General features: G+C 44.4%; 11 protein-coding genes. 9 read left to right on the forward strand and 2 right to left on the reverse strand.

Annotated elements, in window-relative coordinates; translation table 11 throughout:
• Positions 1-52 precede the first annotated feature (52 nt).
• Both R2S67_RS12260 and R2S67_RS12265 read left to right on the forward strand, forming a co-directional pair.
• The gene (locus tag R2S67_RS12260; RefSeq protein ID WP_317344643.1) at positions 53-781 is read left to right on the forward strand and encodes a hypothetical protein; all 729 of its coding nucleotides are present in this window, start codon (positions 53-55) and stop codon (positions 779-781) included.
• Positions 782-1,913: 1,132 nt separating this feature from the next.
• Positions 1,914-2,717, forward strand: coding sequence for a MetQ/NlpA family ABC transporter substrate-binding protein (locus R2S67_RS12265; RefSeq protein ID WP_104974523.1), 804 nt, complete (start codon positions 1,914-1,916; stop codon positions 2,715-2,717).
• A gap of 94 nt (positions 2,718-2,811) precedes the next feature.
• On the opposite strand, the gene R2S67_RS12270 is transcribed toward R2S67_RS12265, so the two are convergent.
• Positions 2,812-3,087, reverse strand: coding sequence for a hypothetical protein (locus tag R2S67_RS12270; RefSeq protein ID WP_005383040.1), 276 nt, complete (start codon positions 3,085-3,087; stop codon positions 2,812-2,814).
• A 229-nt stretch (positions 3,088-3,316) separates the two neighbouring features.
• Here R2S67_RS12270 and R2S67_RS12275 point away from each other — a divergent pair, with 229 nt between their 5' ends.
• Positions 3,317-4,366, forward strand: a complete 1,050-nt coding sequence (locus tag R2S67_RS12275) for a DUF4382 domain-containing protein (RefSeq protein WP_317344646.1) — start codon at positions 3,317-3,319, stop codon at positions 4,364-4,366.
• Positions 4,367-4,419: 53 nt separating this feature from the next.
• Here R2S67_RS12275 and R2S67_RS12280 read toward each other — a convergent pair whose 3' ends face one another.
• Complete coding sequence (locus tag R2S67_RS12280; protein WP_006742751.1) at positions 4,420-5,139, reverse strand: SIMPL domain-containing protein; 720 nt, start codon at positions 5,137-5,139, stop codon at positions 4,420-4,422.
• Between the two features lie 163 nt (positions 5,140-5,302).
• On the opposite strand from R2S67_RS12280, the gene R2S67_RS12285 reads away from it, so the two are divergent.
• The 6 genes from R2S67_RS12285 (at position 5,303) to dhaR (ending at position 13,933) form a co-directional block, all read left to right on the forward strand.
• A complete protein-coding gene (locus tag R2S67_RS12285; protein ID WP_317344941.1) occupies positions 5,303-5,569 on the forward strand; it encodes a hypothetical protein in 267 nt (88 codons plus the stop codon).
• Positions 5,570-5,705: 136 nt separating this feature from the next.
• Positions 5,706-7,454, forward strand: a complete 1,749-nt coding sequence (locus R2S67_RS12290) for a lysophospholipid acyltransferase family protein (RefSeq protein ID WP_243326978.1) — start codon at positions 5,706-5,708, stop codon at positions 7,452-7,454.
• 603 nt (positions 7,455-8,057) lie between these two features.
• Positions 8,058-10,010 carry a PTS mannitol transporter subunit IICBA gene (locus R2S67_RS12295; protein WP_317344649.1) on the forward strand — a complete coding sequence of 651 codons (1,953 nt, stop codon included), beginning with the start codon at positions 8,058-8,060 and terminating at the stop codon, positions 10,008-10,010.
• A 112-nt stretch (positions 10,011-10,122) separates the two neighbouring features.
• Positions 10,123-11,271, forward strand: a complete 1,149-nt coding sequence (locus R2S67_RS12300; protein WP_317344651.1) for a mannitol-1-phosphate 5-dehydrogenase — start codon at positions 10,123-10,125, stop codon at positions 11,269-11,271.
• A gap of 57 nt (positions 11,272-11,328) precedes the next feature.
• Entirely contained in the window at positions 11,329-11,859 is a 531-nt protein-coding gene (locus R2S67_RS12305; RefSeq protein WP_012841150.1) for an MltR family transcriptional regulator, read from the forward strand.
• 148 nt (positions 11,860-12,007) lie between these two features.
• Positions 12,008-13,933 (forward strand): dihydroxyacetone kinase operon transcriptional regulator DhaR, encoded by a 1,926-nt coding sequence (gene dhaR / locus R2S67_RS12310; protein WP_317344657.1) that lies wholly within the window; start codon positions 12,008-12,010, stop codon positions 13,931-13,933.
• Positions 13,934-13,957 lie beyond the last annotated feature (24 nt).

Below are 13,957 nucleotides of genomic sequence, written 5' to 3' on the forward strand. Positions count from 1 at the left end.
CTGATATAAAAATAATACTCGTAGTGACTTTTTGTTACAAGATGGAGTTTTTATGTATAAGTACCTAATCATACTGCATGGAAATGTCGGTAGCTTCAATAAAGTATCAGAGGAACACGAAATAGACCCTGTTGATCTATGGTTTGGTTGGTTTACGGGCATTGGTGAAGAAAAGGTAATTATCGGGCCAAGCGTTTATCAAGTTGTTTATGATCAAGATAGAAATTTATATTATTCAGTGAAACGTTTAGTTGAAAAAAATAGCGATGATTTCGATGATTTCGATGATGAGCATTTAATCCAATCATTAGGTGATGATGACTTAATTCGCTTGCTTGAGAATGATACGGGTCTTACTTTTGATGATTTTAGAGGCTTCATAAAAAAAAGGCTAAATATTGATATCTCAGATTACTCGGTTGAGGATGTTAAAGAGCTTAACCGTATACTCATTGATGTAAATGCAACAAAAAACAATGTAATAACAGTTGATGACCCCGAGTATTCCTTTAGAAATAGACATGAAAATAATATGCCGTCAAATATTTATCACATAGATACTATCGGTGGTGGTTTCGTCTATTGTGTAGAGTTAAGTGATGAGTTTGATGTTGAAAAAATGAAGTTTGAAGCTGAGGAATTTATAGAAGAAAGTAATCATAACACAGAGGTGATTATCACTAAGGCTCTTTATCAGAATAAAGAACTCGAAGAAATGTATTTTGTGTGTGAGGATTCAAGGTCAATGCATATCAGAACGATGTGTGAAACTTTACCTTAAATTTCAAAGTATAGATGACGGAACTTCGCGTCAAATCCTAGATCGCTGGGTCGGTCACATCAGACTGACCCTGTAATCTTTCTCTAAGGCTTATCCTGCCTAACTTCCTGCATGATGTAGTTTCTGTAGTTATCGCGACGGCGTCGTCGGTCCGGTCTCTATCCGGTCTTTAGCTGCGATTTTAGGATTATTTGAGTTGTGCATTTCCTCCCGACGGCGGCGGCAGTAGATGTATTTTTTTCCTGTTGCCCTGACAGTTGCGACGGTTCTGACAGCCGTGACAGTCCCGACAGTAACCAGCTAGATTCACATCCTATTCCACTAACCCAACTCTTAGCCCTAACTCATACCAGATTCGCGCTGTAATCCAGTGTGCCGTTAGTTTTTCCGGTTCGAGTATGAATACCAGCCCCGTGATTAGCTGCTGTTTCTGGTGCTGTGGTTGAGTGCCGATGATTACTGACCTAAATCACTTAAGAGATAACAGACCGATTACCACTGAGGGTAATCGGTCATCATTGAATGCTGTTTTTTTCCTGACTGGCTAGTTCTGAGAGCTTTAGGATCATGGGTGTCCTTCCCGCCACTGAACTAGCTATCCATCCCATATCTATATTAATAACTTCAGCTAATGGACAGGATGTTGGTTATATTTTTGTTGGTTCCAGCGCGAAGTTTTTCTGGGGTTCGATTCTGGTGTTGAGTGGTATGTATCTGCTCTGATTCGTACTGTACAGACGAGAGAAGGTTCTGATGGTGGATATCACTCTGAGACAGGAAGTGTGACTCTGTAGTGACTACGTGAAGTGTTTCGGCTGACCTGATGGACCGGAGCTTACCGGAAGTAATTGCGGACCAGATATGGAAAGGACTGGAACGAAAAAAGGCTTACGGATTTCTCCATAAGCATTTTTTGTATCTTATATCTTTGGGTACAGTTTCGGTTGCGGTAACTCGTCACTAACCTCGTAATAGCTTTTCCTCTTCCCCTCTTCTTTAACTATTATCTGGCTTTCTATACGAGCAATAGAAACAAAATGTCTGCTCGCTATTTAAACCATTGACCCTTTTTCGACTTCTGATAGGATGGACGTGTAAATGTATGGACGTCTAAAACAAAAATGGAGTTACAATGAAAAGTATTCGTCACCTAAAGAAACTAGCTTTGGTTCTCACGGCAGTAGTTGGCTTAAGTGCTTGTGGAGAAAAAGATAACTCTGTCATTAAAGTGGGAGCAACCGTAGGGCCTCATGCTCAAGTAGTTGAAGCAGTAGCGAAGGAAGCAGCGAAGCAAGGCTTGAATGTAGAAGTCATCGAGTTTTCTGATTACGTGACACCTAATGCCGCGCTTAGCGATGGTAGCATCGACATTAACAGCTATCAGCACCAACCATTTTTAGACAACTTCAACAATAGTCATGACGCCCAATTAGTGTCGATTGGTCAATCCATTCTGATGCGCATGGGACTTTATTCTAACAAGTATCGCTCATTGCAAGAGCTTCCAAACAATGCACGCATAGCAATTCCAAACGATCCAACTAATGGTGGTCGTGGTCTATTGCTACTCGCCGATGCAGGTTTAATTGAGCTTAAACAAGGTGTTGGCCACAAAGCCGCCCTAACTGATATTACAAAAAATGCAAAGTCGTTTGAATTTGTCGAGGTAGATGCCGCCCAGTTACCACGAACATTGGATGATGTAGACGCGGCTGCGATCACAATGAACTACGTAATGTCTTCTGGTTTAGACCCGAAGAAACAAAGTATCTATCTTGAAGCAAAAGACGCACCGCTGGCCGTCATGGTCATCGCTACTCGTGACGCAGACAAAAATAATGAAGCGTATAAAAAATTCGTTTCTATTTACCAATCTCAAGCAATTCGTGATTATCTCGATCGTACGTTCAAAGGCACAATAGAAGCAGCTTTTTAATCAATAAAGCAACGAATACTTTGCCCACGAATCAGATAGAAAAGAGGCTAATGTTTTCTCATAGCCTCTTCTTTTCATTACTCACTAAATCGACTCATTGTCGACTTTCAGCCTCTAACTTCATTGCCAAATAAGCTTGGTCAGCAGAAACCAATTCAGGACGGTTAATCAACTTCCAGAGGAAATATGGTGGAATTAAAAATACGATGAAGTAGAGAGATTCATGGAAGAAAACATCGGCTATCGTTTGCTGATGCTCCCAAAGTGCCGTCAGTGCAAAGAGCTCTAACATCACGCCTAATACGCCAAAGACGACAGAGACAACAATCGCTAAACCCAGTAGTTCTCTAATAAAGTGCTTGTATGCCATGATACTAATTCCTTCTAGCAATAAGTCATACTAACTTACGCTCATAAGAAAGAAGCCAGCTTGACTATTATCAAACTCCCCTCATCACAGTTAAGAACTTAGTTTTATAAAAAAGGACTTGTATATAGCACCATTGAAGATTGACCTCTCTATCACAATACAATGACATCATTTCTCGACTTTGAGACTAGCCTTTTACATTTATCAGCAGTGTAAACAAGAGGTCATAATGAAAAAATATACCTACCCTTTACTTGCCATCTCAGGCGGTCTTTTATTGACGGGCTGTGGTAGCGACGACTCTTCATCCGATACAGAAGCAGCCACTTTTTCTCTCAGCGTTTCCGATGCGCCTGTCGACGATGCCAACAAAGTCGTCTTAGCGTTTAAAGATGTTGTCCTTGTACCATTTGACCCAGAAACTGGCGAACAAACTGGAGAACATATTCTGTTAGATGTTACTGACAATGGAGCACTACACCAAGTTGATCTAATGGAATATCAGGGAAGTAACGCTAAAACGATCATTAGCGAGCAAGACATCGCTCCTGGTGATTATGCTATGTGTGTGTACGCTAAAGACGGCAAACAATTAAACGATACAACGCTGTCATACGTAGAGAAGACAGACGGCAACATCAAAGGCTTAGTTGTGCCTAGCCGAGGCAGTTGTTTTGGTTTTAAACCAGATACGAGCGAGCAAGGTCGCTTGAAGTTTTCGCAAAAAGGTCAGTATGTAAAAGTTCATACTGGTCATAATAGCTATGTTGTCGAGTTTGACTTACGCAAAGGTCTGGCAGATCCAACGGGCAAAGATTACATGAACATGAACTCTAATGCGGTAAGCTTAGTAAACGCATCAGAATCAGGTCATATCGGTGGTGAAGTCAGCGAAATTCAGTATCAAGCGTGTGAAGCAGACAGTGCAGCATCAAATGCAATAAATGACGTTCCTGCCGTTCACTCAGTCTATCTTTACGCAGGTTCGATGGATCGCTCAACCATGGGCGATATGGGCGCGATGGAACCACTCCAAGCGCCAGTTGCAGTAGCTAACGTGAATGAGTCGCAAGACGAAGAAGGTAATACAACCTACAGCTACGAGTTTGGTTACATGGGCCCAGGCACCTACAGTATTGGGTACACCTGTACCGCGTATGTTGATACACCAGATAACCATGAAACATCAGAAGATGGCTTCCTGATTTATCAACATTACACACCTGTTGATGTGGTCGAAGGTGAGCATACAGAGCAAGATATTAATCCTATCCTATAGCTCTCATCTTATCGAAAGCCGCTCACACGATGAGCGGCTTTTTGACTATTATTTTAATCCGATAAGTAATACTGAACGGTTGAGACCACTCGTACTTTCTTAATGTAAGGCGTGTTGCTATCTCGGTCATAAATCGAGAACTGCCCTTGCGTGGCACGTTTGATCTTACCCAGTGAACTCTGTGAGTCTTTCGCAAACTTTTGCGCCACTTCGCGGGCGTTTTTGGTCGCCTCTTCAATCATGTCTGGCTTTACATCATTCAGCTTAGTAAAGCTGTACTCAATGCGGTTCGCGTACGGGTCCTGATTCAGCAGTACGCCTTGTTTTCCTAGCTCACCAATCTCATTAATTGCCGCTCGAACCACATCGACACTTTGACTATAAACCGTAACGGTCCGCGAGGCTAAATAACGAAACTCGATATCTTGCTCACTCCCGTATTGCTGTGCTTTTCGGTCAATGACAGCAGGAGAAGAAAGGGAAACGCTGGTTTCAGGGAGCCCTTTGGCACTTAAGAAATCCAGAATCAAACGCGTTTGCTGATCGATGTCATCAAACATAGCCCCCATATCATTACTCGCTAAGGTGAACTGAATTGGCCAGATCACTGTATCGGCAGAGTACTCTCGTTCAGACAATCCCTTCACCGTTACCACTCGCTCATAGGCTTTGTATTTGACTGCTGTTTGCTGAATAAAAAAGCCCAATACTCCTAAACCAATTATCAGACACAGCCCGAGCCATATTGACGCTCTATTGGAAATCTTCTCCATTCATCCTCCTAATTTCGCCAAAAGTAACAATTCGTCGTATCGATAACATAGCTCAACTATGGCCAGAAAATGGCGACCTAAAGCCAAGTTTTTGTCATATCGTTCGAAATGGTGAATAGAATAAATTACAATTGAACGGTGTTTTATTGTGAGTTTTAAGATTATGTTGAAAATAAAATGGCTGGTAGTTCTGAGCGGATTATTTGTCTCAACGGCTTGTTTGAGTACTGACGACTTAGTAATGGATGACAACTCAACACAAGAACACCAAGCGGGTATGTGCGATGAAGATCAATGCGAAGGGAAAAGCTTTGATGGTCGCATTCTGCTAGATAATGAGCCGACCAAACAGGTCTTGAGCTCACTAGAAAGTCTCGGTGAAACGCTCAACTCTCTGAGTATCCTGATGTTTGCTGGCGACAAAACGTAACGCTAATACGTCCCTATCCCCTCGCCTTTGGTCAACAAAGCTTCACCAGTTTGTCACCAAAGGCTCATGGATTTGCCTCTGAACTGTCATCTGTAATTTCTACTATCCGATCAGCCACTTGTATGCTGAGGTAAATATGGATAGTTCAACCCCTTTTCGTCTCCCTCGTAAAACGCCGTTCGGTATTGGTGAAAACGTTGCAGAATGGGCAACGGGTTTAAGTCAGCTCGATAAATTCTACGCCCAACGCCCCGTGAATGCGGATACCAAAACTTTCTTGCGATTTACGCTGGATATTTTGGGGATCGACTATCGCATTGCCCATGGTTCGCTCGACGCAGTGCCAAAGCAAGGCGCAACCGTCATTGTGGCGAATCACCCTCTCGGTTGTGTTGAAGGCGTGATTCTCGCCGAGCTACTATTGATGATACGAGACGATATCCAAATTTTAGCGAATCAGTACCTAAAAACCGTACCAGAGCTCGACCAACTTTTTATTGGTGTCGACGTATTCGAAGGCAAAGACGCCGTCAAATCGAATATGAAGGCCCTCAGAGCAGCCAACAAACACCTTGCGAATGGCGGCTTGTTATTGGTTTTCCCTGCGGGTGAAGTGTCGCAGTTAGTGGATGCCAAACAACAGCGTTTAGAAGACAAAGAATGGAGCCGCAGTGTCAGTGCGTTAATTCGTAAGAACAAAGCCGCCACTGTTCCCGTCTTCATTCGTGGGCAGAACTCAAAACGCTTTTACATGGCAGGTAAAATCCACCCTCTTTTACGCACCTTGATGTTGGGAAGAGAGCTGCTCAACAAGAGCGCAAAAACCATTGAGTTATCCTTTGGGCAAGCAATCAAGTTTAAAGAACTCAATAACCTCAATGATGATCAGATCGTCAATTATCTGAGGCTTAACACCTACCTGCTTAACCGCGATGTAAGTGCCACTCAGCAAACGGTCTCAGACAATGCTCTCTTACCTATTGCAGCAGGGTTACCCATAGGCCAATTGCTTGAAGAGCTGCACAGCTTACCGTCAGAAACCCAATTGCTTCAAAGTGGCGAGTTCGACGTATATTGCGCCAGCGCGCAGCAGATCCCATCTCTCCTGCATGAAATTGGCCGCTTGCGAGAACATAATTTCCGTCAAGTTGGCGAAGGGACCGGACAAGCGATAGACATCGATCATTTCGATCATGATTACCTGCACCTATTTGTGTGGGATCGTGAGAACCAATGCATGGTAGGTGCTTACCGTCTTGGATTAGTTGATCAATTATTGGCGAAATATGGCGTAGAAGGATTGTATTCGCGCACCTTGTTCAACTATGACCAAGGCTTTCTCGATCAAATGGGCAAGTCGATTGAAATGGGTCGTTCTGTGATTGCCGAGCAATATCAAAAAAGCATGAGTGCCCTACTCTTACTCTGGAAAGGCATAGCGACTTTTGTCCATCAACATCCCGAATACACGCACTTGTTTGGCCCAGTGAGCATCAGCAACGATTACAGCCATACCGCGCGTCAGTTGCTGGCACAATCGATGACCCTACACCACTACGACAACGACTGCGCCGAATACGTCACTCCGTCAAATCCACTGCCAGAAACCAACTTAAACTGGAATACCAGCATGCTAACCGCATTGGGAGATTTACAGTTGCTATCTCGCGTGATCGCTCGGATTGACGAAGGCAAAGGCGTTCCGGTACTACTGCGCCAATATTTGAGTTTGAATGGTAAGTTGGTGTGTTTTAACGTCGATCCGGCGTTTAACAACGCACTGGATGGATTGATTATGGTGGATTTACGCGATGTGCCTGAGAAAACGCTTGCACGTTACATGGGCAGTGGAAACGCGCGCGAGTATTTAGCTCTAAACCATTAACCGTCGTCGGAGGTATCGCGCTGCTCAAAATCGCTCTAAACAACACAACGCGAGCAGCGTGATGCGTTATTTACCCATAAGACATTAAAAACAAAGTGTTTAGTTAAACTCATCGAAAAAAGGCCAGTCATCTCAAGCTTTAATCCACAAAACGCCAACATCGCACAAACGTTCACGTTATAAACTTTCACAAAACCTCAAAATGGTCACAGATCACATTTTCAATCAAACCTGACTTCAAACAAAATGTGACATAGATCACTTCGAGTGTTTAATTTGAATTGAAAAAGAAATTAAAGGTGATCTTAATCACAATGAATTTTTATTTTATATTTGTCAGAAGATCGAATTGATCACTAATATTTTTATTGACAGATTTGAAAGTCATTTTTTGTTATTAAGTTACATATCAATTAATTGATCATCATCACTTAAAAAATGCTTTTCATCCGAAGAAATGCGGGGGTTGATCACGAAAAACCCGTCGTCAGTTCCAATTGGAAAATGTGTGGTAAATTGATTGGGTACTAAGCAATCAAACAAGCGGTTTTGGCGAACCGTTTACGACAACATATTCATCAGAACATCGAACGGGGAATTGTTATGATATCACCAGATGCCAAGATCAAGATACAAAATTTTGGTCGTTTTCTGTCAAACATGGTAATGCCTAACATCGGCGCGTTTATCGCGTGGGGCTTTATCACTGCTCTATTTATCCCAACCGGATGGCTACCAAATGAGACGTTAGCTTCCATGGTTGGTCCTATGATCACTTACTTGCTGCCACTACTGATCGGTTACACCGGTGGTAAATTAGTGGGCGGCGATCGCGGCGCGGTCGTTGGTGCAATCACAACCATGGGTGTGATTGTCGGTACCGACATCCCAATGTTTATGGGAGCAATGATGGTTGGCCCAATGGGTGGCTGGGCAATCAAAAAATTCGATAACTACATCGACGGTAAAGTAAAAAGCGGCTTCGAGATGTTGGTGAACAACTTCTCTGCGGGCATCATTGGTATGCTGTGCGCCATTTTGGCTTTCTTCCTTATCGGTCCATTTGTCAAAGTGCTTTCAGGCGCATTGGCAGCCGGCGTAAACTTCCTTGTTTCAGCGCACCTTCTACCACTGACTTCTATTTTTGTTGAGCCAGCGAAGATCCTGTTCCTAAATAACGCGATCAACCACGGCATCTTCTCTCCACTGGGTATTCAGCAAGCGTCAGAGACTGGTCAATCGATCTTCTTCTTGATCGAAGCGAACCCAGGTCCAGGCTTAGGAATCTTGCTGGCTTACATGGTGTTTGGTAAAGGTACGGCTCGTCAAACTGCAGGTGGTGCATCAATCATCCACTTCTTCGGCGGTATCCACGAGATTTACTTCCCATACATCCTAATGAACCCTCGCCTAATCCTTGCGGCTATCGCAGGTGGTATGACGGGCGTATTCGTTCTAACTATGTTTAACGCAGGTATCGTTTCTCCAGCATCACCAGGCTCAATCTTCGCAATCTTGTTGATGACTCAGAAAGGTTCAATCGTTGGTGTTCTAGCGTCTATCGCAGCCGCAACAGGTGTGTCATTCGCCGTAGCAGCACTGCTAATGAAGACACAAACGTCAACAGAAGAAGACGGTGATGAAGTAGCACTAGAAAAAGCAACATCACAAATGAAAGACATGAAATCTGCATCTAAAAACGATGCGGTGGTAAACAGCCAAAGCAAAGGTGACGTAGACCTAGCGACAGTACAAAGCATCATTGTCGCTTGTGATGCGGGCATGGGCTCGAGTGCAATGGGCGCGAGCATGCTACGCAAAAAGGTTCAAGACGCAGGTCTGAACATCCACGTAACTAACCTTGCCATTAACAGCTTACCAGAGAGTGCAGATATCGTGATTACTCATAAAGACTTAACGGGTCGTGCACGTAAGCATGCTCCAAACGCACACCACATTTCATTGACTAACTTCCTAGACAGCGAAATGTACAACCAGCTAGCCACCAAGTTACTAGCAGCACAAAACCAATCCGCAGCCAATGACGACCAGATGGTAAAAGTGTCAGTCATGGCGGCGAACGACGACAGCTTTGAGCCACAACAACCATCGGTATTCCAAATCCAGCGTGAGAACATTCACCTAGGTTTGAAAGCAGCCAACAAAGAAGAAGCCATTCGCTTTGCAGGCAACAAATTGGTTGAACTTGGCTACGCTGAACCAGAATACGTAGACGCGATGTTTGAGCGTGAAGCGTTGGTTCCAACTTACCTAGGCGAATCTATCGCAGTACCTCACGGTACGGTAGAAGCGAAAGATCGCGTGAAGAAAACCGGCATTGTAATCTGCCAATACCCATCGGGTATCCAATTTACTGAAGATGACGACGATGTCGCGAAACTGGTTATCGGCATTGCCGCTAAGAACGATGAGCACATCCAGGTGATCACAACCATTACGAACGCGCTCGATGAGCCGGAAGCAATTGAGAAGCTAACCAGCACCAACGATGTAGAAGAAATTCTGAACATCCTTGGCGGCCAGCAAGCGGCTTAATCACTCCTTTAATTTGCTCCTGAGGCAAACGAGGTCAGCTGTCACCCCCTATGCGGTTGGCCTCACCCTAGTTTCGTAAGTCAACATTTTCAGATATTGGTAGGTAAGAATTATGAAAAACGCAGTTCATTTTGGTGCAGGTAACATCGGTCGTGGTTTCATCGGTAAACTCTTAGCAGACGCAGAAGTCGAGGTCACTTTCGCTGACGTTGATGTACCGCTAGTAGACCAACTCAGCCACAAACAAGAATACAAAGTAAAAGTGGTCGGTACTGAGTGCAAAATCGACACCGTTACCCACGTCACAGCCGTAAACTCAGCCAGTGATGACGTGATTGATCGCATCGTCAAAACCGATTTAGTTACCACAGCGGTCGGTCCAAACGTATTAGATATCATCGCGAAAACCATCGCGAAAGGCATCGCCAAACGTTTTGAAGCTGGCAATGACGCGCCACTTAACATCATCGCCTGTGAAAATATGGTGCGTGGTACCACACACCTAAAAGGTGAGGTGTACAAACACTTGGATGAATCACTGCACACAAAGGCAGACGAGTTGGTTGGCTTTGTTGATTCAGCGGTAGACCGCATCGTGCCACCAGCAGAAGCCGCCAACGATGATCCACTAGAAGTCACGGTAGAAAGCTTTAGTGAATGGATTGTCGATGAGCAACAGTTTAAGGGCGAAATCCCTGACATAGCTGGCATGGAAAGAACCAACAACCTAATGGCCTTTGTCGAACGTAAGCTGTTCACCCTAAACACAGGTCACTGTATTACCGCTTATTTAGGCTGTTTGAAAGGCCATCGCACCATTCGTGAAGCAATTGAAGACCCAAGCATTCATGCTGAAGTAAAACAAGCAATGCACGAAAGCGGAGAAGTACTGATCAAGCGCTACGGTTTTGATCGCGACATGCACAACGCTTACATCGAAAAGATCCTAGGACGCTTTGCCAACCCATATTTAGTGGATGAAGTGGATCGCGTTGGACGACAACCAATTCGTAAATTGGGTGCAAATGATAGATTAGTGAAGCCATTACTCGGTACAATCGAGTATGGCACTGAAAATCAAACACTTTTGAAAGGGATCGCGGCAGCGTTGAAATACACCAACGACACCGACCCACAAGCGGTGGAACTACAAACCTCATTAAAAGCCGTGGGCGTAAAGAAAACGCTAGCAACGTACACTGGCCTGGCTGAAGACAGTGTTGAAGTGGCTCAAATCGAAGTGATTTACCACCAGCTTTAATCGAATCAAGGGGAGCTCTGCTCCCCATAAATATAATTTTAAACAGTTACTCAGTATATGGCAGATAACATCAACGAAACCGAGATCATTGAACGATTAAACAGCGCGCCATCGGTACGAGGCTTCTTTATTGCAGCAGTCGATGTGTTCAACGATTCCATCGACGGGCTAATACAAAGGATCTTTCGTAAAGATAACTTCGCCGTGCAATCGGTTGTTGGTCCCCTACTGCAAGACTCCGGACCGCTGGGCGATCTCTCCGTTCGTTTGAAACTCCTATTTGGCTTAGGCGTACTCCCAGACGATATTTATCATGATATTGAAGACATCATTAAGCTTAAAAACCGACTCAATAGCGATGCATCGGACTACGAGTTCACTGATCCAAATATTCTAGAGCCAATCAAAAAGCTGCATCTGGTAAAGAAAATGGGCATGGTGCAATTAGAAGTCAACGAACCTGATGACGACATCGACCTTGAGTTTTATCAACTCCAACTTCAACGCCAGCAACAAATAATAAAATCAGGTCTCTCGCTCGCCATTGTCGAAATTTGCAATGAACTGGGCAAGGACAGCCCTTTTTAACCCAACCTCCGGCAAGGAACGCCTTCTCTACTAGCCTCTTTTCTTTGCGTATCCTTTCTGTATAACGTGCGTGAAAGCCATCACAGTCCATATTCGTATGTCTCTGTAATATCAGACCAATCTATCGCTGGCATTGAAACGGTATGGCATGCTTTCAATCGAAGACACTAAAACCAAATGGGCGTTTTTCCAGAAACACCATTGGGTATCTCCAGAATTTTCCCGCACTCCCGTACTTGAGTCGTGGGAGCGTTGCATAAAGCAATGCAGCCCTTATACCTGGTCAAAACCACATATTGCCTCTGGCTTTACCTTCTCATCTTTGATGAAACGCAACGAGCACCTCATCGAATGCGCCACGACCGTACTTGAAGACACTTACGACATGCTAGGAGACGAAGATCTGCTATTGATGGTGACTGACGGCAACGGCTGCGTTCTATCTGTTGTGGGACATGACTCAATGCAACAAGAGATGCAGGCGCTCGGTATTAAACAAGGCTGCTTTCTGTCTGAAGGGAAAATTGGCACAAATGCGGTCAATCTCTGTATTAGTACTCATATCCCGTGTGAAGTGTTCGCAGCAGAACATTTCAATCGCCACTTACATCCTTATGCCTCTGTAGCTGCGCCTGTTTTCGACCAGTTTGGCAAGTTACGCGGCACAACATGCCTTCTCAAAAAAGCAGAGAGCTATAAGAAAGAAAACTTGGTCATCATCGCGTCGAGCGCGAAAGAAGTCAGTTTGCAAATCCATATTCAGTCGGAACAAGAAAACATTAACCGCCTCACTTGTGCGCACAACGCAACGTTAGAATGCATGGATGATGGCCTTCTGGCCTGGGATGAAGAAAGCCGTATCACCATGGTAAATCATCAATCAGAGCGCTTGTTAAACATTGAAGCCAGTCAGGTCTTGGATAAAGAAGTCTTTTCGGTTTTGCGCTTCCCGCCAAATGTCCTCAATAGTATTGAGTCGGGTGCAAGCATCAACCGAAAACTCACAACGGTAGAGGTTCGTGGCGAGTTTGTTGAAGCGATCATTACCTTGCGTCCACTCAACGACGGCACGCACTTATTGTTTTTGCACCCCATCGATAAAATTCGCGAACTTGCTCAACAACAAATAGGTGGCAGTGCGCGCTATACGTTCAGTACTTTACCCGTCATATCACGAAAAATGAAGCATGTCATTACCGTGGCAAAACGGGCCATAAAGTCCAAATCACCGATTCTAATTACAGGTGAAGAAGGTGTAGGAAAAGCCACTCTCGCCATGGCGATTCATAACGAAAGCACCTACAAAGAAGGGCCGTTCATTACGCTCAACTGCCGCTCCATCAATACAGAGCAACTGGTAAAAGAAACCCTGGGATACGACGATGGACAAGGCATGCCCTCTAAGTTTGAACTCGCCCATGGCGGTACACTCTTTTTGGAAAAGGTGGAATATCTGTCACCCGATTTACAAGCCGTGCTACTTAAGTTGTTAAAAACTGGACTCGTCAGCCGCAGCGACAGTTTGCGATTAATCCCCGTAGACTTTCAACTTATTACGAGCACCGCTTCAGAGATCAGCGAGTATGTCACTCAGCGCTCATTTGGTCGGCAACTTTATTATGAAATCTCCTCGAACGAGCTGCATATTCCACCACTACGAAAGCGTAAAGAAGACATTGAATTTCTCGTCCAGCAACTTATCAGCCATTATGAACGCCGCCACAATGTGACGATCTCGATAGAGCCAGTCGCACTGGAAGCGTTGATGAATTTTCGTTGGTCAGGCAACAACTCTGAATTAAGAAATCGAACTGAGCGAATTTTGCTTAACCGCAGTTCCAACTTAATCAAGCTGAACGATATTCCTGAAGACATTAAACTGAATTCTCGCCATACCGCAGAAAATACGCCAGTAATCACGTTAGAAGAAGCCGAGAGAAGAGCGATTGTTCAGGCTTGGAATCAGTGTGATGGCAAAATGCATGATATGGCGAAAGCATTGCAAATTGGCCGCACGACCTTATGGAGAAAAATTAATAAGTTTGGGCTGCAGGAGCAAATGAAGCTGTATTAAGCCAAGAAGTGGCGTTCCTACAAA

The organism is Vibrio sp. T13N, from assembly GCF_032970445.1.
GTDB lineage: Bacteria > Pseudomonadota > Gammaproteobacteria > Enterobacterales > Vibrionaceae > Vibrio > Vibrio diabolicus.

What these genes read in the sequence shown, in the direction of transcription:
- R2S67_RS12270 (WP_005383040.1), bottom strand. Translation starts at nt 3,087, where the DNA reads ATGGCATACAAGCACTTTATTAGAGAACTACTGGGTTTAGCGATTGTT.
- R2S67_RS12265 (WP_104974523.1), top strand. Translation starts at nt 1,914, where the DNA reads ATGAAAAGTATTCGTCACCTAAAGAAACTAGCTTTGGTTCTCACGGCA.
- R2S67_RS12260 (WP_317344643.1), top strand. Translation starts at nt 53, where the DNA reads ATGTATAAGTACCTAATCATACTGCATGGAAATGTCGGTAGCTTCAAT.
- R2S67_RS12280 (WP_006742751.1), bottom strand. Translation starts at nt 5,139, where the DNA reads ATGGAGAAGATTTCCAATAGAGCGTCAATATGGCTCGGGCTGTGTCTG.
- R2S67_RS12285 (WP_317344941.1), top strand. Translation starts at nt 5,303, where the DNA reads ATGTTGAAAATAAAATGGCTGGTAGTTCTGAGCGGATTATTTGTCTCA.
- R2S67_RS12305 (WP_012841150.1), top strand. Translation starts at nt 11,329, where the DNA reads ATGGCAGATAACATCAACGAAACCGAGATCATTGAACGATTAAACAGC.
- R2S67_RS12290 (WP_243326978.1), top strand. Translation starts at nt 5,706, where the DNA reads ATGGATAGTTCAACCCCTTTTCGTCTCCCTCGTAAAACGCCGTTCGGT.
- R2S67_RS12300 (WP_317344651.1), top strand. Translation starts at nt 10,123, where the DNA reads ATGAAAAACGCAGTTCATTTTGGTGCAGGTAACATCGGTCGTGGTTTC.
- R2S67_RS12295 (WP_317344649.1), top strand. Translation starts at nt 8,058, where the DNA reads ATGATATCACCAGATGCCAAGATCAAGATACAAAATTTTGGTCGTTTT.
- R2S67_RS12275 (WP_317344646.1), top strand. Translation starts at nt 3,317, where the DNA reads ATGAAAAAATATACCTACCCTTTACTTGCCATCTCAGGCGGTCTTTTA.
- dhaR (WP_317344657.1), top strand. Translation starts at nt 12,008, where the DNA reads ATGCTTTCAATCGAAGACACTAAAACCAAATGGGCGTTTTTCCAGAAA.